The 19076-nt window shown below is 63.9% G+C and carries 13 protein-coding genes and 3 pseudogenes; 8 read left to right on the top strand and 8 right to left on the bottom strand.

Annotation, left to right across the window (positions count from 1 at the left end):
* Positions 1–162: 162 nt before the first annotated feature.
* Genes ACSKB8_RS23770 through ACSKB8_RS23760 form a run of 3 tightly spaced genes read left to right on the top strand, consistent with a single transcriptional unit; the run spans position 163 to position 3690 of the window.
* Positions 163–1146, top strand: coding sequence for a zinc-dependent alcohol dehydrogenase family protein (locus ACSKB8_RS23770; RefSeq protein ID WP_438106751.1), 984 nt, complete (start codon positions 163–165; stop codon positions 1144–1146).
* A gap of 11 nt (positions 1147–1157) precedes the next feature.
* The gene (locus ACSKB8_RS23765; protein ID WP_438106749.1) at positions 1158–2693 is read left to right on the top strand and encodes an AAA family ATPase; all 1536 of its coding nucleotides are present in this window, start codon (positions 1158–1160) and stop codon (positions 2691–2693) included.
* Positions 2694–2718: 25 nt separating this feature from the next.
* On the top strand, positions 2719–3690 hold the full coding sequence (locus tag ACSKB8_RS23760; protein ID WP_438106747.1) for a CHAD domain-containing protein: 972 nt from the start codon (positions 2719–2721) through the stop codon (positions 3688–3690).
* On the opposite strand, the pseudogene ACSKB8_RS23755 reads toward ACSKB8_RS23760, so the two are convergent.
* Positions 3687–5535: pseudogene (locus tag ACSKB8_RS23755) on the bottom strand (PHA/PHB synthase family protein). The gene ACSKB8_RS23760 and the pseudogene ACSKB8_RS23755 overlap by 4 nt on opposite strands.
* A 210-nt stretch (positions 5536–5745) precedes the next feature.
* Between ACSKB8_RS23755 and ACSKB8_RS23750 the strand changes: the two are divergent.
* Complete coding sequence (locus ACSKB8_RS23750; RefSeq protein WP_438110655.1) at positions 5746–6474, top strand: CBS domain-containing protein; 729 nt, start codon at positions 5746–5748, stop codon at positions 6472–6474.
* A gap of 26 nt (positions 6475–6500) precedes the next feature.
* On the opposite strand, the gene ACSKB8_RS23745 is transcribed toward ACSKB8_RS23750, so the two are convergent.
* From ACSKB8_RS23745 to ACSKB8_RS23735, 3 genes are all read right to left on the bottom strand, one after another.
* On the bottom strand, positions 6501–6965 hold the full coding sequence (locus ACSKB8_RS23745; protein ID WP_438106745.1) for a RidA family protein: 465 nt from the start codon (positions 6963–6965) through the stop codon (positions 6501–6503).
* 15 nt (positions 6966–6980) lie between these two features.
* The gene (locus ACSKB8_RS23740) at positions 6981–8672 is read right to left on the bottom strand and encodes a benzoate-CoA ligase family protein (RefSeq protein WP_438106743.1); all 1692 of its coding nucleotides are present in this window, start codon (positions 8670–8672) and stop codon (positions 6981–6983) included.
* A 146-nt stretch (positions 8673–8818) separates the two neighbouring features.
* On the bottom strand, positions 8819–9337 hold the full coding sequence (locus ACSKB8_RS23735; protein WP_164934521.1) for a MarR family winged helix-turn-helix transcriptional regulator: 519 nt from the start codon (positions 9335–9337) through the stop codon (positions 8819–8821).
* Between the two features lie 127 nt (positions 9338–9464).
* On the opposite strand from ACSKB8_RS23735, the pseudogene ACSKB8_RS23730 reads away from it, so the two are divergent.
* Positions 9465–10764 (top strand): annotated as a pseudogene (locus ACSKB8_RS23730) (ABC transporter substrate-binding protein).
* Positions 10765–10794: 30 nt separating this feature from the next.
* Positions 10795–11250: a cupin domain-containing protein gene (locus ACSKB8_RS23725; RefSeq protein WP_080136282.1), complete on the top strand. Its 456-nt coding sequence runs from the start codon at positions 10795–10797 to the stop codon at positions 11248–11250.
* Between the two features lie 99 nt (positions 11251–11349).
* Here ACSKB8_RS23725 and ACSKB8_RS23720 read toward each other — a convergent pair whose 3' ends face one another.
* From ACSKB8_RS23720 to ACSKB8_RS23705, 4 genes and pseudogenes are all read right to left on the bottom strand, one after another.
* Positions 11350–12621 carry a flavin-dependent oxidoreductase gene (locus ACSKB8_RS23720; RefSeq protein WP_438106741.1) on the bottom strand — a complete coding sequence of 424 codons (1272 nt, stop codon included), beginning with the start codon at positions 12619–12621 and terminating at the stop codon, positions 11350–11352.
* 51 nt (positions 12622–12672) lie between these two features.
* A pseudogene (locus tag ACSKB8_RS23715) lies at positions 12673–15023 on the bottom strand (bifunctional salicylyl-CoA 5-hydroxylase/oxidoreductase).
* 100 nt (positions 15024–15123) lie between these two features.
* Positions 15124–15960 carry an enoyl-CoA hydratase family protein gene (locus ACSKB8_RS23710; protein ID WP_438106739.1) on the bottom strand — a complete coding sequence of 279 codons (837 nt, stop codon included), beginning with the start codon at positions 15958–15960 and terminating at the stop codon, positions 15124–15126.
* A 43-nt stretch (positions 15961–16003) separates the two neighbouring features.
* Complete coding sequence (locus ACSKB8_RS23705) at positions 16004–16765, bottom strand: SDR family NAD(P)-dependent oxidoreductase (protein WP_438106737.1); 762 nt, start codon at positions 16763–16765, stop codon at positions 16004–16006.
* 210 nt (positions 16766–16975) lie between these two features.
* Here ACSKB8_RS23705 and ACSKB8_RS23700 point away from each other — a divergent pair, with 210 nt between their 5' ends.
* Both ACSKB8_RS23700 and ACSKB8_RS23695 read left to right on the top strand, forming a co-directional pair.
* Positions 16976–17773: an alpha/beta fold hydrolase gene (locus ACSKB8_RS23700; RefSeq protein WP_438106735.1), complete on the top strand. Its 798-nt coding sequence runs from the start codon at positions 16976–16978 to the stop codon at positions 17771–17773.
* 12 nt (positions 17774–17785) lie between these two features.
* Positions 17786–19075: an acyl-CoA dehydrogenase family protein gene (locus ACSKB8_RS23695; protein WP_438106733.1), complete on the top strand. Its 1290-nt coding sequence runs from the start codon at positions 17786–17788 to the stop codon at positions 19073–19075.
* Position 19076 lies beyond the last annotated feature (1 nt).

Genomic DNA, 19076 nt, shown 5'->3' with positions numbered 1-19076 from the left:
GGCCGTCAGCATAGCCCGGCCTTCATCGGGACGCTTGATCCTCGTCAAGCCCGGGGAACTCCGTCCTGTCGGTTGGCGACGGCCCGTTGACCAACATCAAGGACTGGCCGCTCGGCCATTCTATGAATAAGTCAGTCCGAGCGGTTCGCCCCGGAGAGGTTCATGCGTGCGATGGTGTTGCCGGCCTCACGAGCGCAGCTCCGGATGGAGGAGCGGCCCGATCCTATTCCCGGCGAAGGCCAGATCCGGGTGAAGGTCAGCGCCTGCGGAGTATGCCGCACCGATCTTCATGTGGTCGACGCCGAGCTACCCGATATTCGCTATCCGATCGTGCCTGGCCACGAGATTGTCGGCCGGGTCGATCTCGTGGGTCCGAACGTTGCGACGCATGCGCCCGGCGATCGGGTTGGCATTCCCTGGCTTGGTTTTACCTGCGGCAAGTGTCGGTTCTGTCGGGACGGCATGGAAAACCTGTGTGACGCGCCCCTCTTCACCGGCTACACGCGCGACGGCGGCTACGCAACGCACACCATCGCTGACGCGCGCTACGCGTTTCCACTCGGCGAAAACGGCAATGACGTGGAGATTGCTCCTCTGCTGTGCGCAGGGCTGATCGGCTGGCGCTCGCTGGTAATGGCCGGCTCTGCCAACAAGCTCGGCCTCTATGGTTTTGGCGCGGCCGGCCACATCATCGCGCAAGTTGCGGTCTGGCAGGGACGATCCGTCTATGCATTCACGCGGCGTGGCGATGCCGCTGCGCAAGGCCTTGCACGTCGTATCGGCGCCGTCTGGGCAGGGGCCTCTGACGAAACGCCGGACGAGCCGCTCGACGCCGCCATCATCTACGCGCCAGCTGGCGAACTCGTCCCGGCCGCGCTGCGCGTCGTACGCAAGGGCGGCCGCGTCGTGTGCGCCGGAATCCACATGTCGGACATTCCAAGCTTTCCATATGAGCTGCTCTGGGAGGAACGGCAGCTGGTCTCGGTGGCCAATCTGACCCGGCAGGATGGCCTCGATTTTCTCCGGATCGTCCCGCAAGCTGGCATACGCACCGAGACCACAGCATTTCCGCTCGATCAGGCCAACGAAGTTCTGAGAATGCTGCGGAATGGCCAGATTCTCGGCGCGGCCGTCCTGACGCCCTGACGGTGAGGCAGATGCCAAAGTCGATCAGAGATGAGACGGAGGCCCAGGACCGGATATTCCAGTTCCTGACTGGACGTCCTGGCGTGAGACGGATCGATACCCACGCGGCTTCGGTATTTCTCGACGGCGACCGCGCGCTGAAGATCAAGCGGGCTGTGCAATTTCCGTTCCTCGACTATTCGACGCTCGACAAGCGCAAGGCGGCCTGCGAGGAGGAGATCAGGATCAACCGGCCGCTGGCGCCGCAGATCTATCATAGCGTCGTGGCGATCACGGAGGAGCCGGATGGGTCGGTGAAGATCGACGGGCCCGGCCGGCCGATCGAGTATGCGGTCGACATGTCGCGCTTCGACGAAAGCCAGACGCTGGATCATCTGGCCAAGGCCGGCCCGCTAGATGAGAATCTAGCTTCGGCTGCCGCCGACGCGATCGTGGCTTCGCATGCGGCGGCGAGCCGCTCCGACGGCAAGGCGTGGATCTCCTCCATCCTCGGCCTGATCGATGGCAACTGCAATGGCCTGGGAAAAGGCAACCATTTCGACGCCGAAGAAATCGCGCTACTCGGCAGGGCTTCGCAGATGATGTTTCTGCGCCTCCGCACCTTGCTCGAAGAGCGCGGCCAGCAGGGTTTTGTGCGGCGCTGCCACGGCGACCTGCATCTTGCGAACATCGTGTTGATCGGCGGGCGGCCAGTCCTGTTCGACGCGATCGAGTTCGATGCCCAGATGGCAACTGTCGACGTGCTCTACGATCTCGCATTCACGCTGATGGACCTGTTGCACCACGATCAACCGCTCGCGGCCAACATCGTCCTGAACCGATATCTCGCTGCGACGCCATCCGACAATCTCGACGCGCTCTCGGCCCTGCCGCTGTTCATGTCGATCCGGGCGGCGATCCGCGCTCAGGTGGCGCTGGCACGGCTAAAGCCGCCGCGTTCTGATGATGTCGGCATCCTTGACGATGCACGGCGCTATTTCGGCCTCGCCCGGATGCTGATCCATCCTCCCGCTCCGCGTCTGATTGCGGTCGGGGGACTATCCGGCACCGGCAAGACGGTTTTGGCGCGCGCGCTCGCACCGGTCGTCGCGCCACAGCCGGGAGCGATCGTGCTGCGCAGCGACATCGTCCGCAAGCAGATGTTCGGGATCGAGGACACGCAGCGACTGCCGCCATTCGCATACACGCCAGAGGTCACGGCCCGGGTTTACGGCACATTGGCTCGTTACGCCCGGCGCGCGCTGGCTCAAGGCCATTCGGCGATCATCGACGGTGTATTCGCCGCCGAGGGCGAACGAGACGCGATCGCCACACTGGCGCGCGAGCGCAACGTGCCGCTGAACGGCCTGTTCCTCGTCGCCGACCTCGCGACCCGGCAGGCGCGAATCGGAAGCCGCCGGGGAGATGCGTCCGACGCCACGCAAGAGGTTGCCGCGCAGCAGGAGCGCTATAATATCGGTCATGTCGGTTGGGCGACCATCGATGCATCCGGGACACCAGAGCAGACGCTCCAGAGCTGCCGGGACGCAATCGCTGAGGTCAAATAAGGCAATCTGATTGACGCGGGCAAGGATGGCGCGACCCAGCACGATCTCGACGACCGCCCGCGCAATGCCGGCAACGCGGCGCAATGCGCTGCCCGGCCGCCTCAGCCCCGGCATGGCCTGCGACACGGCGTTCCGGATCATCGCGCGCCGTCACCTCGATGCCGTCCTTGCCCAGCACGACGGCACCTGCCGCGGCGATCCCGATGCCCTGCACCAGATCCGGATCGCGCTGACGCATCTGCGCACCGCCATCCGCTTCTTCGCGCCGATGGTCGACGACGCGCTGCGGCCGAATGTCTGGGCCGAGCTGAGATGGCTCAACAGCCAGCTCGGCATGGTGCGGGACCTCGACGTGGCGATCGAGCGGATCGTCGCCGAAAGTGGCAACGAGCTCGCCGTGATCGCCGAACTCCAGCACTGGGACGAGAAGCGCGCCGAGAGCCACCGCCTGCTGGCACGCGCGCTGCAATCCGCACGCTATCGCCGCCTGGTCGAGCAGACCTCGGCTTGGATCGAGAGCGGCCCCTGGTCGACGCGGCGCAGCAAGGAGGCCATGAGATTGCGTCGCTGCTCGCTCGCCGACCACGCGACAGCGCGGTTGACCGAATGGGAGACGACACTGCTCAAGAAGGCCCGGAAGCTGAGCAAGCTCGACGTCGAGAGACGGCACAAGCTGCGGCTGCTCAATAAGCGGATGACCTATTCGGTCGAATCGCTGACGGATCTGTTCGCCGACGGATCAGCGACGAAGCAGAAGTCCATCCTCAAGCAATTGCGCAAGGCGCAAAGATCTCTCGGGCAATTGAACGACGATGCGCGAGGGCAAACGCTGGCGGCGTCGTTGAACGGTGTCGGCTTCGAGGCCGGCACTCGCTTCCTCGACCGCAAACGGGAAAAGAAGCTGTTGCGCACCGCCGCGGCGGCTTACCGCAAACTGGACAAGGCCAAGCCCTTCCGCTCCTCAGACCTCGCGCCAAATGCAGAGCCTGAGGACTAGGTGCGGACGTAGTCTCCCGGCGCTTCGGGCAGGCCTGAAGCGTCGTCGCCAAGCCCGGTCTGCGGCGGATCACAGGGCTCTCCGGAGCGCGCCGCCAGCCATCCGGCCCATTCCGGCCACCAGGAGCCCTCAACTCGCGGAGCCAGCTTCAGCCACTCATCTGCACCGATATAGGGCGCGTCCGCGGCCTTGGTCATCACCTGATAGCTGTGCCCAGGGTCATCCGGCGGAGCGACGACGCCGGCATTGTGGCCGCCGCTGGTCAACAGGAACGTCACGTCGGCATCGACCTGATAGTGAATCTTGTAGACGGATCGCCACGGCGCCACGTGATCGGCCAGCGTGCCGACCACGAACATCGGCGCATGGATGTCCGAGAGCGAAATGCTCCTGCCTTCGACGCGATAGCGGCCTTCGGCCAGCTCATTGTTGAGGAACAGTTGGCGCAAATACTCCGAGTGCATGCGATAAGGCAGCCGCGTCGCATCGGCATTCCAGGCCATCAGGTCGCTTGGCGGACTGCTTTCGCCCATCAGATAGTCATGAGACAGCCGCGACCAGATCAATTCGTTGGAGCGCAGCAGCTGGAACGCACCGGCCATCTGCGTCGTGTCGAGATAGCCACGCTGCCACATCATGTCTTCGAGGAAAGCGACCTGGCTCTCGTTGATGAAGAGCGTCAGTTCGCCGGCCTCGGTGAAGTCGGTCTGGGCGGCAAGGAGCGTGATCGTGCCGAGCCGCCTGTCGCCGTCGCGCGCCATTGCGGCAGCGGCAATCGATAGCAACGTTCCGCCCAGACAGTAGCCCAGCGCATTGGTCTTCCGATCCGGCATGATCCGGCCGATCGTGTCCAGCGCGGCCATGACGCCCAGCTTGCGATAGTCATCGAAGGCGACATCGCGGTCGTTGGCATCCGGATTGCGCCAGGAGATCGCGAACACAGTGAAGCCTTGAGCGGTCAGATACTTGACCAGCGAATTCTGCGGCGACAGATCGAGAATGTAGTACTTCATGATCCAGGCCGGCACGATCAGGATCGGTTCGGGCCGCACTTGCGCAGTCGTCGGATGGTACTGGATCAGCTCGATCAGCTCGTTGCGATAGACGACGTTGCCGGGCGAAGCCGCCACCGTCTTGCCGACGACAAATTGCGCGTGGCCCGCCGGTTTCGATGCCGAAAGCAGACGCATCAGATCGCTGCACCAGTTCTGCCAGCCGAAGACGAAATTTTCCCCGCCGCTCTGGAACGCCTTCTCCAGCACCTGCGGATTGGTCGCCGCGAAATTCGACGGCGCCAGCATGTTCGAGCATCTGGCGCACCGAGAACTCGACGATGGCTTCATTTGCATGCGACACGCCGCGCACGCCGGTGGTGGCATCGTGCCACCAGCGCTCTGCAAGCAGAAACGCCTGTGCTAGCAGATTGAACGGCGGGACCTCCCATTGCGGTTGCCTGAAGCGGCGATCGCGTCCCTGCGGCTGAATGACGGACCACGGTTTTTGCGACGTCGCGTGCGCGACAGCTTCCAGCAGCCGGCCGGTGTCGCGAAGAACGTTGCGGGAAATCTCCATCTGGCGCTGTGGGGCTGCGGCGAGATGCGAGCTCCAGTCGAGCCAGGCGAGCGACAAGGCCATTGGCGAAATCCCGCCCGTGAACCGTGCCAGCATGGCATGAAACGCGCGGTCGAGGGGATACGGCTCCGATGCAGGCGGGAGATCTGCGGTGACCGGCTTGCCTGCGGGCTTTTCGGGGCCTGCCGCAGCGGCTCGAGGGCCGGCAACGGGATTGACGAGCGCGTGCGCCGCCGGCTCATCGGCCCGTGGAAATTTCTGCACGACGCTCATGGCTGAATGTTCCCTGCCGGCTTCCGGTCTACGTCGGCAGCAGGATATGGCGACGCTTCGGATGCGCGTTGAGCTGCATCAAATCCGGCCCAGATCACAATCGCTGAACCAGGACCAAGCGGCCTCGTCCGCTTGACCTGGGTCAAACCGCATCTCGACGTCCCCGCTAGGTTTTGCGCATCGACATTCGACGAGCCAGCGGAGTTCTTCATGCGCGCCCACCAGATCATGACCCGGTCGGTCATTTCGGTTACTCCTGACACCAGCATCGTCGAGGCGGCGAACATCATGCTGAAGCGGCATGTCAGCGGCCTCACGGTCGTCGACGATACCGGCAAGCTGGTCGGCATCGTCTCGGAAGGAGATTTCATCCGCCGCAGCGAAATCGGCACCGGACGCAAGCGGGGGCGCTGGCTGAGATTCATCCTCGGTCCGGGCAAATCGGCCAGCGACTTCGTCCACGAGCATGGCCGCAAGGTCTCGGAGGTGATGACAGCTTCGGTCGTGACCATCACCGAGGACACGGCGCTCGCGGAGATCGTCGATCTCATGGAACGGAACAACGTGAAGCGGCTGCCGGTGGTGCGCGGCGACAACGTCGTCGGAATCGTATCCCGCGCCAATTTGCTACAGGCGGTGGCGGGGCTCGCTCGCGAGGTACCGGATCCGACGGCGGACGACGATCACATTCGCGGCCGCATCATCGACATCATGGAGAAGAACGACTGGTGCCCGTTCGGGCTGAACGTCATCGTCCGTGACGGCATCGTTCACCTCAGTGGCGTCATCACCGAAGAACGCGCACGGCAGGCGGCCATCGTTGCGGCGGAGAACGTCGAAGGCGTGAAGACGGTGCACGACCATCTTTGCTGGGTCGACACCATGTCCGGCGTCTATCTGAACTCGCCAGAGGACGGCGAGCTCGCCAAGGCGAGCTGATCAAGGCGAGCTGATCAGGGCCGAACTCAGCGAGGAATGACGGCGGTGGCCTCGATTTCGACGCGCGCCGCCTTCTCGACGAGCCGGACCACCTGAACCAGCGCCATCGCAGGATAGTACGCTCCGAAGACGTCGCGGTAGACCCTGCCCAGCTCCTTCAGATTGGCCAGGTACTCGTCCATGTCGACGACATACCAGGTCAGACGCACGAGGTGTTCGGGCCGGGCGCCCGCTTCGGCCAGGATTTCGGCGATGTTGCTCAGGGTCTGGCGCACCTGCGCGACGAAGCCGTCCGCGAGACGCTCTTCGGCATCCCAGCCGATCACTCCGCCGGTGACGACGATCCGCCCATCGGCAGCCATGCCGTTGGCATAACCCTTCGGCATTGGCCAGCCGGACGGCTGGAGGATCTGCGCCCGGGAGCGGGTTTCGTGCTCGGCTGCCGTCGGCAGCACCGCGAGCTGCGGGCCTTTTGGCGTCGTCGCGGACAATTCTCTATCCCTCTCTCATTCCGCAGCGACGCCTGAGGACGTCGCCGCGGCCTGCGCCAGCTGACGCAGGGCAAAACGCTTCAACTTGCCGGTCTCGGTCTTCGGCAATTGCGTCACGAATTCGATCGCGCGCGGATATTTGTACGGCGCGATCTCGCGTTTGACATGCTCCTGCAACTCGGCCACGAGCTGCGCGTCCGGCGTCACACCGGGCGCGGCGATGACATAGGCCTTCACGATCATGCCGCGTGCCTCGTCCGGCGCACCGACGACCCCGCATTCGACGACGGACGGATGCGTGAGCAGCGCTGCCTCGACATCCGTGCCTGCGATGTTGTAGCCGGCCGAGACGATCATGTCGTCGGAGCGCGACTGGTACCAGAAATAACCGTCGCTATCCATCAGATAGGTGTCGCCGGTGATGTTCCAGCCGTTCTGGACGTATTTCCGTTGCCGCTCGTCGGCAAGATAACGGCAGCCGGTCGGCCCCCGTACCGCTAGTCGGCCCATCGTGCCCGGCGGCACGTCGTTGCCGGCATCGTCGACGATCTTGGCCTCATAGCCCGGCACCGCCTTGCCGGTTGCGCCGGGACGGATCTCGTCCTCGGTCGCGCTGATGAAGATGTGCAGCAGTTCGGTCGAACCGATGCCGTCCATCAGCTTGATGCCAGTGGCCTTCAGCCAGGCCTCGAATGTCGGCTTGGGCAGCGTCTCGCCCGCGGAGACGCATTTGCGAAGCGAGGAGATGTCACGGCCCGCGAGCTTGCCGAGCATGGCCCGGTATGCGGTCGGCGCCGTGAAGCAGACCGTGGTCTTGTACTGCTCGATCGCGTTCAGAATGTCGTCCGGCGTCGTCTTCTCCAGCACCACGAAGGAGGCGCCAATATGCATCGGAAACAACACACCGCCGAAGCCGAAGGTGAAGGCGAGCGGGGCCGAGCCGACGAAGCGATCCTTCTGCTCGGCGCGCAAGATGTTGCGCGCATAGCCGTCGCAGACCGCCAGCATGTCCCGGTGGAAATGCATGGTGCCCTTGGGATCGCCTGTCGTGCCCGACGTGAAGGCGATCAGGCAGACGTCGTCGGACGCGGTATCGACAGCCTTGAACTCCGGGCTCGCATCCGCGATCAGCGCTTCGAGCGAATCGGAGGCGCCATTGCCCCAATAGACCACGTGCTTGAAGCCCGGCGCCGCGGCTTTCGCCTTCTCCATCTCCTCGGAGAGCTTTCCGTCACACAGCGCGAGCGTGATCTCAGCCTTCTGGATCGGATATGACAGCTCCTTGGCCCGCAAGAGCGGCATGGTCGCCACGACGATGCCGCCGGCCTTGATGACTGCGAGATAGGTCGCGACCATCATCGGATTGTTGGCCGAGCGCAGCAGCACACGCCCGCCGGTCACGAGACCCAGCTTGCCGACCAGCACGTTGGCGATGCGGTTCACGAGGGCCTGCAGTTCGCGATAGGTGTAGCTGACCGCAGGACTGATGACGCAAGGCGCATCGCCGTGGCCTTGCTCGACCCAGCGATCGAGGAAATAGCTGACGCAGTTCAATCGCGTTGGGTAGCGCAGCTCCGGCCGCGTGAAGGTGAATTCGGGCCAGAGCTCGCGCGGCGGCAGATGTTGCCGTGCGAACGTATCGACATGGGCCGTCGCAGTATTGCCGTCACACGAGCCCGACACTTGAACCTTGGCGGCGTTGGCCATCGCACGCTCCTTTCAGCATGGATTGCACCCGGCAGCACGATCTGGAAAACATTTTAGGCTTAAAACAATTTGGCGCAATAGCGGATTTTGGGCACTCCTTGCTTTTTCCTGCGGCAAATGGGTTCGGCGGCCCGCCCGCCCGCCTGCTAGGGCCGGCGGCGCGCGGCCGATTTCTGCGCCGACGCCTTGGTCCTGGCCAGGAGCCGCATCAATTCGCGCACGTCCTTCGGCGTCAGATCGGCGAAGAGGTCGGCAATCCAGGTTTCGTGTTCCGCAGCCATCCTGCGAAACTCGGCACGACCGAGCTTAGTGAGGCGGATCACCTGGACGCGGCGGTCGGTCTCCGAGGTGCGCCGGTCGAGATGACCGGATTCCACCAGCCGCTCGACGAGGCCGGTGACGTTGCCGTTCGACACCATCATGCGCTTGGAGACATCGGACAGGGTCATGCCGTCCGGCGCCTTGTCGAGCTGCGCCATCAGGTCAAACCGGGGCAAAGTGACGTCGAATCTCTGCCGCAGCCGGCCGCGGACTTCCCCTTCGATCAGGGTCGTGCAGGTCAACAGCCGCAGCCACAGCCGAAGCTCTTCGGCATGATCCTCCGGTGTTTCGACGGCCTTGGTCTCGGAATCGAGCATGTTGATGCAGTCACTCACGGCCGGCATTGGCGCCGGCACGGATTCCCTAACGTTTTGAGCTTCAAATAAATCGGGGCCGGCTGCAAGTCCAAAGCTGCAACAATCGACCGCACGTCAATTTCTTTAGGCTTCAAATAATTGGCGCGCCGCTTGCATGCGCCGCTGCCCGCCGGATGCGACGCCTCGAGCTCGGCTTGCCGCGGCGGCCATCATCGGCATAAGCTTGGATTGGAGTACGCGGCTTGCAGCGCAAGCCGATCGTCACGAGGGACAGATCATGAAGACGCAAATGACCTTGGCCGCAGCCGCCATGCTGCTCGGCACCGCGATGAGCCCTGCCCTCGCCCAGGAGAAAATCAAGCTGGGCGTGGTCGTGACCCTGTCGGGGCCAGCCGCTGCGCTGGGCCAGCAAGTCCGCGACGGCTTTGCGCTCGCGGTGAAGGATCTCGGCGGCAAGATGGGCGGACGCGATGTCGAGGTGATCGTCGCGGATGACGAATTGAAGCCGGATGCGGCGGTGACGAAGGTCAAGGGCTTGCTCGAGCGCGACAAGGTCGACTTCGTGGTCGGCCCGATCTTCTCCAACATCCTCCAGGCGATCCACCGGCCCATCACAGAATCGAAAACCTTCCTGATCAGCCCCAATGCCGGCCCGTCGACGTTTGCCGGCAAGGACTGCAACCCGTTCTTCTATGTGACCTCCTACCAGAACGATCAGGTGCACGAGATCCTCGGCAAGGTCGCGCAGGATCGCGGCTACAAGCGCATGTATCTGATGGTCCCGAACTATCAGGCCGGCAAGGATTCGGTGGCGGGCTTCAAGCTCGACTACAAGGGCGAGATCGTCGAGGAATCCTACATGCCGCTGAACACGCTGGACTTCCAGCCGGAGCTTTCCAAGATCTCGTCGCAGAAACCCGATGCGCTGTTCACGTTCATGCCGGGCGGCCTCGGCGTCAATCTCGTCAAGCAATACCGGCAGGCAGGGCTGGCCGATAGCATTCCGGTGCTCTCGGCGTTCACGGTGGATGAATTCGACTTTGCCGGCGCAGCAGGACGCGGCCGTCGGCATGTTCGGTGGCGCCAACTGGGCGCCCAACCTGGATAATCCGCAGAACAAGAAGTTCGTTGCCGCCTATGAGGCCACCTATAACAGCGTGCCCGGCACCTACGCCTTCCAGGCCTATGACGCCGCGATGCTGATCGACAGCGCGGTCAAGGCCGTCAAGGGCAATCTCTCCAACAAGGACGCGGTCGCCGCCGCTTTGAAGAAGGCGGACTTCACCTCGCTGCGCGGCGCCTTCAAGTTCAACACCAACGGCTATCCGATCCAGAATTTCTACCTGACCAAGGTCGCCAAGCGTCCAGACGGCAAGTTCCAGACCGAAATCGTGCAGAAGGTTTTCGAGAATTACGGCGACCGCTATGCCAAGGACTGCAAGGCGGCGAACTAAGGCCGTGTATCGCGTTACGGGAGGACTGCAATGAAGAGCGAAATCACCGGCATCACCCGGGCCAATGAGGGCATCCAGGGCATCTCCTGGAACATCCTCGGCCAGACCTATGTGCCGAAGAGCTACGCCGAGAACAGCTTCTCCTGGCATGCGACACTGCCGCCAGGCACGTTCGTGCCGCCGCATATTCACCCTGACCAGGATGAATATCTCTACATGCTGGAGGGCAAGCTCGATTTCATGCTCGGCAATTCCGAGGCGCAGGCGACCGCGGGCGATCTGATCCGCCTCGGCATGGGCGTACCGCACGGCATCTTCAACAAGTCGGAGCAGACCGCAAAGGTGCTGTTCTGGGTTTCGCCGAGCCGCAAGCTGTTCGACCTGTTCTGGGGCCTTCACAACATGAAGGAGCAGAAGCCCGAGGACGTAGTGGCGATGGCCGCCGAGTTCAACATCCACTTCCTGCCGCCGCCGCCCGGCGGCTAGCTAAAGTGGGATGAAGTTAGGCTCGTTCGGTGGCTCGGGCTCCACCTCTCCCAGCGGGAAAGGTGATCTGAGTCCCGGGCTAGCGCCGATTCCTCAAACTCATCCCGCTCTACCGCCGACTTCAGCGCGCACCGCCGCAAGTCCGGGCACTGCGGCGAAGCCTGCCTTGGTGGCATAGCCGCGCACGATGGCCTCGCGCTGGGAATAGCTCAGGATGTTGTCGACATTGTCGAAACCATCAGGCGCGAGCTGCTCGACGGCGTCGATGACGCCCTCGGGGCCGCCGCGCCGGTTGGCGCGGACGATGTCGGCCGTCATCGGCAGACGCTTCTTCTCGTATTCGAGCAACGCCTGACGCGGGTGGTCGGCGCGCACCAGCACGTCGGCAAGGCAGCGCGCATCGAGGATCGCCTGCGAGGCGCCATTGGAGCCGACCGGATACATCGGATGCGCGGCGTCGCCGAGCAGCGTGACGCGCCCCGACGACCAATAGGGCAAGGGATCGCGGTCGCAGGTCGGATATTCGTAGAATTCCGGCGTCGCCGAGATCAGGCTCTTCACGTCGATATAGGGCACCGAGAAGCGCGCGACATGCGGCATCAGCTCCTCGCGGCGGCCCGGCCGCGACCAATCTTCTTTCCGCGGTGGGGGTGCATTGCCTTCGCCCACTTTGACGAGCACCGCCCAATTGGTCAGACGGCTCGCCGGGCTCGATCCCTCCGCGATCGGATAGATCACCACCTTGGCATTGAGACCGCCGGCCACGATCATCGATTTGCCGGTGAGGAACAGCGGCCAATCGCGGGCGCCGCGCCACAGCATCAGGCCATTCCAGCACGGCGGCCCCTCGTTCGGGAACAGCGTCTCGCGGACGCGCGAATGGATGCCGTCGGCGCCGATCAGGATATCGCCGCGCGCGGTGTGGACATGCGCGCCGACGCGATCGAAGAAATAGGCCGTGACGCCGCCCTCGTCTTGCGTGAACGCACCCAGCCGGCAGCCGGTCTGAATAGCTTGCTGCCCGAGCCGCTCCTCGACGGCGCGATGGATGACGCCCTGAAGGCGCCCACGATGGATCGAGAATTGCGGCACGTCGTGGCCGGCGTCGATGCCGCGAGCTTCGCGCCAGACCTCCTGGCCGTGGCGATTAAGGTAATAGAGCTGATCAGTGCGGATCGCGACCTCGTCGAGCTTCTGCAACAGCCCAAGCCCCGCCAGCTCGCGCATGGCATGCGGCAGCGTGTTGATCCCGACGCCGAGCTCGCGAATGGTGTCGGCCTGCTCGAAGATCTCACAATCCAGGCCGCGTGAGCGCAACATCAATGCCGTGGTGAGACCACCGATACCGCCACCGACGATAATCGCCTTCATCGCCCTTACTCCACTCGAAACACAGGCAATGGGTCAAGGTCGCACGGGCGGTCACTCCGCCGCAAGCGGCTTTGTCGCCTCCGCCTTGAGCTCGGCCCGGGTCTTGGGCTTAGCCTTAATTCTCAGCTCCTCGAAGTCCTGCCGGTCGCGGACGCTGTTACGGAAAATCTGATCCTTTCCGGGCAGATATTGCGGCGGGCAGAAAGCGTCGTTTGCCCCGTACCAGGCCGCCGCCTTCATGGTGAAGAACGGGTCGACAAGATGCGGACGGCCGAGCGCGACGAGATCCGCCCGGCCGGCGGCCAAGATGGTGTTGGCCTGGTCCGCCGTCGTGATGTTGCCGACGCACATGGTGGCCACCCGCGCCTCGTTGCGGACCTGGTCGGAGAACGGCGTCTGGAACATGCGCCCGTACACCGGCTGCGCATCGCGCACGGTCTGCCCGGTCGAAACATCGACGAGATCGACACCCGCCTCGGCAAAGGCGCGCGCGACGGCGACGGCGTCATCGCCGGTGATGCCGCCCTCCACCCAGTCAGTTCAGAGATACGCACCGACATCGGCTTGTGCGACGGCCACACCGCCCGCAATGCCTCGAAGATCTCGAGCGGAAACCGCAGCCGGTTTTCGAGCGAACCGCCATACTCGTCCGCGCGGGTGTTGGTGAGCGGCGAGATGAAGCTCGCGAGCAGATAGCCGTGGGCGCAGTGCAATTCGAGCATGTCGAAGCCGCAGCGCTCGCCGCGCTCGGCCGCCGCGACGAAAGCGTCCCTCACCGCGTTCATGCCGGCGCGATCGAGCTCGCGCGGCACCTGGCTATCGGGGAAATAGGGCAGCGGCGATGCCGAAAAGACCTCCCAACCGCCCTGCTCCAGCGGCCGGTCCATGCCGTCCCACATCAATTTGGTCGCGCCCTTGCGGCCGGCGTGGCCCAGTTGCAGGCAGATTTTCGCGGCTGAATTGCCGTGGACGAAATTCACGATGCGCCGCCACGCGGCTTCCTGATCGTCGGTCCAGAGACCGGCGCAGCCGGGCGTGATCCGGGCATCGCGGCTGACGCAGGCCATCTCGGTGAAGATCAGCCCGGCGCCGCCGATCGCACGCGAGCCGTAATGCACCAGGTGGAAGTCTGTCGGCACACCCTCCCGCGCCGAATACATGCACATCGGCGACATCACCGCGCGATTGGCCAGCTCCATCTCTCGCAAGCGGAACGGCTGGAACAGCGGCACCATCGGCCGGTCGGTGTCGACATCGAAGCCGCCGCTGCGCACCTGTTTGGCGAACGACTTGTCGACCTCGGCCACGAAATCCGGCGCGCGGAGCTTGAGATTGTCGTAGGTGATCGCCTTCGAGCGCGTCATGACGCCGAAGGCGAACTGCACGGGGTCAAAATCCCAGAAGCGGTCGACGTGCTCGAACCAGACCAGCGAGACGTCGGCGGCATGCTGCGTCTTCTCGACCTCCTCGCGGCGGCCGTTCTCATAGACCTCCAGCGCCGCCTCGATGCTGGGCGCCTTCTCCATCGCCTCGGCCAGCGCGATGGCGTCTTCCATCGCGAGCTTGGTGCCGGAGCCGATGGAGAAGTGCGCGCTCGCCTTGGCATCGCCGAGCAGGACCATGTTGTCCTTGACCCAGCGCTTGCTGCGGACCATGGGGAAGTTGCGCCACATCGAGCGGTTGGTCAGCAGCTTATGCCCATCGAGGAACCAGCCGAAGATGTCCGCCATCCGTGCGGCGGACTGAGCCTCGTCCAGCCCCGTCAGCCCCGCCCGCGCGAACGTTTCAGGGTCGGTCTCGAAAATCCAGGTCGAATGCCCGGCCTCATACTGATAGGCATGGGCGATGAAGGGCCCCCACTCGGTTTCCTGGAAGATGAAGGTGAAGGCATCGAGCGGCCTGGTCGAGCCCATCCAGGCGAACTTGTTGGAGCGAACGTCGACCTCGGGCTGGAAATGATCGATGTATTTCTCGCGGAAGCGGCTGTTGATACCGTCCGCAAGCAGGATGAGGTCGGCGTCGGCGAAGCGGGATTCGTCGTCGATATCCACTTCGAAATGCAGGGAGACGCCGAGCTCGCGTGCCCGCTCCTGAAGGATCAGCAGCAGCTTCTGCCGTGAGCAGCCGCAAAAGCCGTTGCCACCGACCCGGTGCACCGTGCCGCGGAAATGCACGGCAATATCGTCCCAATAGGCGAATTCCTGAGTGATGCGGCGGTAGCTCGGAAGATCGTGCTTCTCGAAATTGTCCAGCGTGGCGTCGGAGAACACCACGCCGAAGCCGAACGTGTCATCGGCCCGATTGCGCTCATACACGGTGACTTCGGCACCCGGGCGCTGCTTCTTGAGCAGGATCGCAGCGTAGAGACCCGCAGGTCCGCCACCGATGATCGCGACTTTCATGGGAGCCTCGCCAATTCACCTGGTCACGAAAACTATTTTAAGCCTAAAATAATTTTGCGCAAGTCCCCCGTTGCGGATGTGCCCCCTAAAGACGATCGTCCTAGTCGCCCCTGAAGACCGGCTTGACCTTGTTGGCGAACGCCTCGAAGGCGCGCTCGAAATCTGCCGTCGTCATGCACAGCGCCTGGGCAACGGCCTCGGCCTCGATCGCCTCCTCCACCGACATCGCCCATTCCATCGCCAGCATCCGCTTGGTCATGGTGTTGGCGAAGTTCGGTCCTTCCGCGACCTGCTTGGCCAGCAATTGCGCCTGGGGCAGCACCTGCTCGGGCGTGACGAGGCGGCTGAAGAAGCCCCAGCGCTCGCCCTCCTCCGCGGTCATGAACCGGCCGGTGTAGAGCAATTCGGAGGCGCGTGACTGACCGATGATCCGCGGCAGGATCGCACAGGCGCCCATGTCGCAGCCGGCAAGGCCAACCTTGTTGAACAGGAACGCCACTTTTGTCCCGCTTGCCGCGAGGCGCATATCCGACGCCATGGCGATGATCGCCCCGGCGCCGGCGCAGATGCCCTCGACCGCCGCCACGATCGGCTGCGGGCAGGCCCGCATCGCCTTGACGAGGTCGCCGGTCATGCGTGTGAAGGCGGTCAGCCCCTTGGTATCCATCTTCACGAGCGGGCCGATGATCTCGAACACGTCGCCGCCAGACGAGAAATTGCCGCCGGCGCCGGTGACGACGATGGATTTGACCGCATCATCGAACGCGCAGGCGCGGAAGAAATCAGTCAGTTCCCGGTAGCTTTCGAAGGTGAGCGGATTCTTTCGGTCGGGGCGATTGAGCGTAACCGTCGCGACACCGTCGACGACGGCCAGCAGGAAGTGCTGCGGCGAGTAATCTGCAAGCGGTATGGTGACGGGATTGGCTGGTCTGCTCATGCGATCTCCTTAGCTTCCTTGTTCCGCGCCTGCACCACACACGCTAGATTTCACCACCGGCAACCGCGATCGCCTGTCCGGTGATCGCGCCAGCGCCCTCACCGCATAGCCACAGCACGGCATCGGCCACCTCTTGAGGCGTGATCAGTCTTCCTTGCGGATTATGTTTCGCGAGCTCGGCGATCGCCTGCTCGCGGGTTCGGCCGGTCTTCGTCATGATGTTTTCGATGCTGCCGGCGACCAGATCGGTGTCGGTGAAGCCGGGACACACTGCATTCACCGTCACATTGCTCCCGGCCATCTCGAGAGCGAGCGAACGCACGAGACCGACCACGGCGTGCTTGGCCGCAGCGTAGGCGCTGACATAGGCATAGCCCTTGAGCCCGGCCGTGGACGCGACTGCGACAATGCGGCCATAGGGACGGTCTTTCATGCCCGGCAACACAGCGCGGATCGCATGGACCACGCCCATGAAATTGACATCCATCATGCGGCTGAAGAGGGCACTGTCCGATTTCGCAAATGGCGCCGATTCAGCGCTGCCTGCGTTGGCAATCAGGATGTCGATCGGCTTGCGCGCACTCGCTTCAAGGATGGCCGCCTTCAACGACGCCTCATCAGAGACGTCGGCAACGGCCGCGAAATGCGCGGCGCCTGCGTTGACGGCCTCTGCAAGAGGCGCCGCATTCCGACCGAGCACCGTCACGGTCGCGCCAGCACCGACAAGCGAAGCCGCGATGGCGCGGCCGATGCCGCGACCACCACCGGTCACCAGCGCGTGCGGCGAATGCGGCAATCCGGACATGCGCTTGCTCCCTCAGCTCCTGATCGTTCCCTCGATATATTTTAACCTTCAAATTTTTGCAACGAAAGCGCCGATCGATATGGGGAACGGCCGCATGGCGACCGGCCCGAAAATTGCTTTAAGTATAAAATTATCCCTTCCCATCGCCCGCGGGCCTGTTAGCATCACAGGGCCAAGCAAAAGGATTGTCGCGTGTCGCAGCCTGCGCCAATGATAACAAAGGACGGACGCTTCGCCTACGAAGCCGCGGGCGATCCGGGCGCGACACCTTTGATTTTCCTGCACGGCATTGGCGGCGCGGCGCGAGCCTGGCGGCGCCAGCTCGCCACATTCGGCAACCGCTTCCGCGCGATCGCATGGGACATGCCGGGTTATGGCGGATCGGCGCCGCTCCCCAGCGTGAGCATCGTTGCCCTCGCAGATGCGCTCCAGCAGTTCATCGAGCAGCTCGGCGCAAGCAGGCCTGTTCTGGTCGGCCATTCGATCGGCGGCATGATCGTCCAGAAATGGCTGGTGCAGTCACCTAAACTGGCACGCGCCGTCGTCCTGGCGCAGACCAGCCCGGCCTTCGGCAAAGCCGACGGCGATTGGCAGAGATCCTTCATCGCGGCGCGACTCGGGCCGCTCGACCGCGGGGACACAATGACGTCGCTGGCGCCTTCGCTGGTGAAGGAGCTGGTCGGCGACGACCCTGATCCGAACGGGATGGAAATGGCACGTGATTGCATGGCAAGCGTGCCTGAGGCCAGCTATCGCGCCATGATGCTGGCTCTCATCGGCTTCGATCAGCGCAGCACGCTCAGGGATATTTCCGTCCCGACACTGCTGCTGTCCGGCTCGAAGGACAACAACGCGCCCGCACCGATGATGGCGAAGACGGCGACCTTTATTCCGGGAGCTGAATATGTCGAGCTCGCTGGCGTGGGCCATCTCGCCAATCTCGAACGCCCCGATGCCTTCAACGAAGCGCTCGGCCGGTTCCTGAACTCTCTCGCGACCAAAGCCTAAGGTGATTGCGCCATGACCATGCAAGTCGGCAAGAATATCGGCGCAAGCGACAAGGACGTGCTCGACGCGCCGATCTTCGATCCCGTCGCATACCGCCTGGGTGACGAGCAGGCCGGCATCATTGCGCGCGCCCGCGAGATCGGCCAGAGCGTGTTCGCCGGCCGCGCCGCGACCTATGATCGCGAGGCGACCTTCCCGACCGAGAATTATCGCGATCTGCATCGCGTCGGCTTGCTCGGCATTGCCGTCCCCAAGAAGCACGGCGGCCTCGGCGCGAACTACCAGACCTATGCCCTGGCAGCGGCCGAGATCGGCCGCTATTGCGGCGCGACCGCGCTGACCTGGAACATGCATGTGTGCTCGACGCTGTGGTCGGGCCCGCTGGCCGACGATCTCGACATGGACGCGGACACCCGCGCCGCGCACGAGCGGCGGCGCGCGGCCCACTACAAGCGCATCGTCGAGGACGGCGCGATCTACTCGCAGCCCTTCTCGGAAGGTGGTGCGGCGGCGGCAGGCGGCGTCGCTTTCGGCACGGAAGCAAGGCCGGTCGAGGGCGGCTGGATCGTCAACGGCAAGAAGATCTTTGCATCGCTCTCCGGTCATGCCGATTATTACGGCGTGCTCTGCACCGAGATCGAGGAAGGCGGCAAGGCTTCGCGCCGCAACACCCTTTATTTGGCCATTCCCGCCAAATCGCAAGGTGTCTCGGTCGTCGGCGACTGGGATCCGCTCGGCATGCGCGGCACCGTCTCGCGGACGCTGCTGTTCAAGGACGTGTTCGTACCGGAGGATTCCGCGCTGATGCCGCGCGGCGTCTATTTCCAGGCCGCAATGCGCTGGCCGCACATGTTCCTGACGCTGTCGCCGACCTATATGGGCCTCGCGCAAGCCGCTTACGATTTCACCGTGCGTTATTTGCGCGGCGAGGTGCCGGGCATGCCGCCGGTTAAGCGCCGGATGTACCCGACCAAGCAGATCGCGGTCGCGCAGATGCAAATCAAGCTCGAGCAGATCAAGGCGATCTGGTTCCAGGCTGTGACCGAAGCCCGCGCCAATCCGAGCAAGGAACAGGTTCTGCGCGCCTACGCCGCACAATATTCGGTGATGGAGGGCGCCAATGAGCTCGCCACGCTCGCGATCCGCACCTGCGGCGGTCAGGCCATGCTGCGGTCGCTGCCGCTGGAGCGGATCTATCGCGACAGCCGCTGCGGCTCGCTGATGCTGCCCTGGACCGCCGAGCTCTGCCTCGACCGGATCGGACGCGAGGCGCTGTACGAGGCCGGCGAGACGGACGACTGAC

It is taken from the genome of Bradyrhizobium sp. BR 1432, assembly GCF_051547705.1.
In the GTDB taxonomy this organism is placed as follows: domain Bacteria; phylum Pseudomonadota; class Alphaproteobacteria; order Rhizobiales; family Xanthobacteraceae; genus Bradyrhizobium; species Bradyrhizobium zhanjiangense.
Note: the sequence above shows the minus strand (reverse complement) of the source record. Positions and strands in the feature narration are given on the sequence as shown.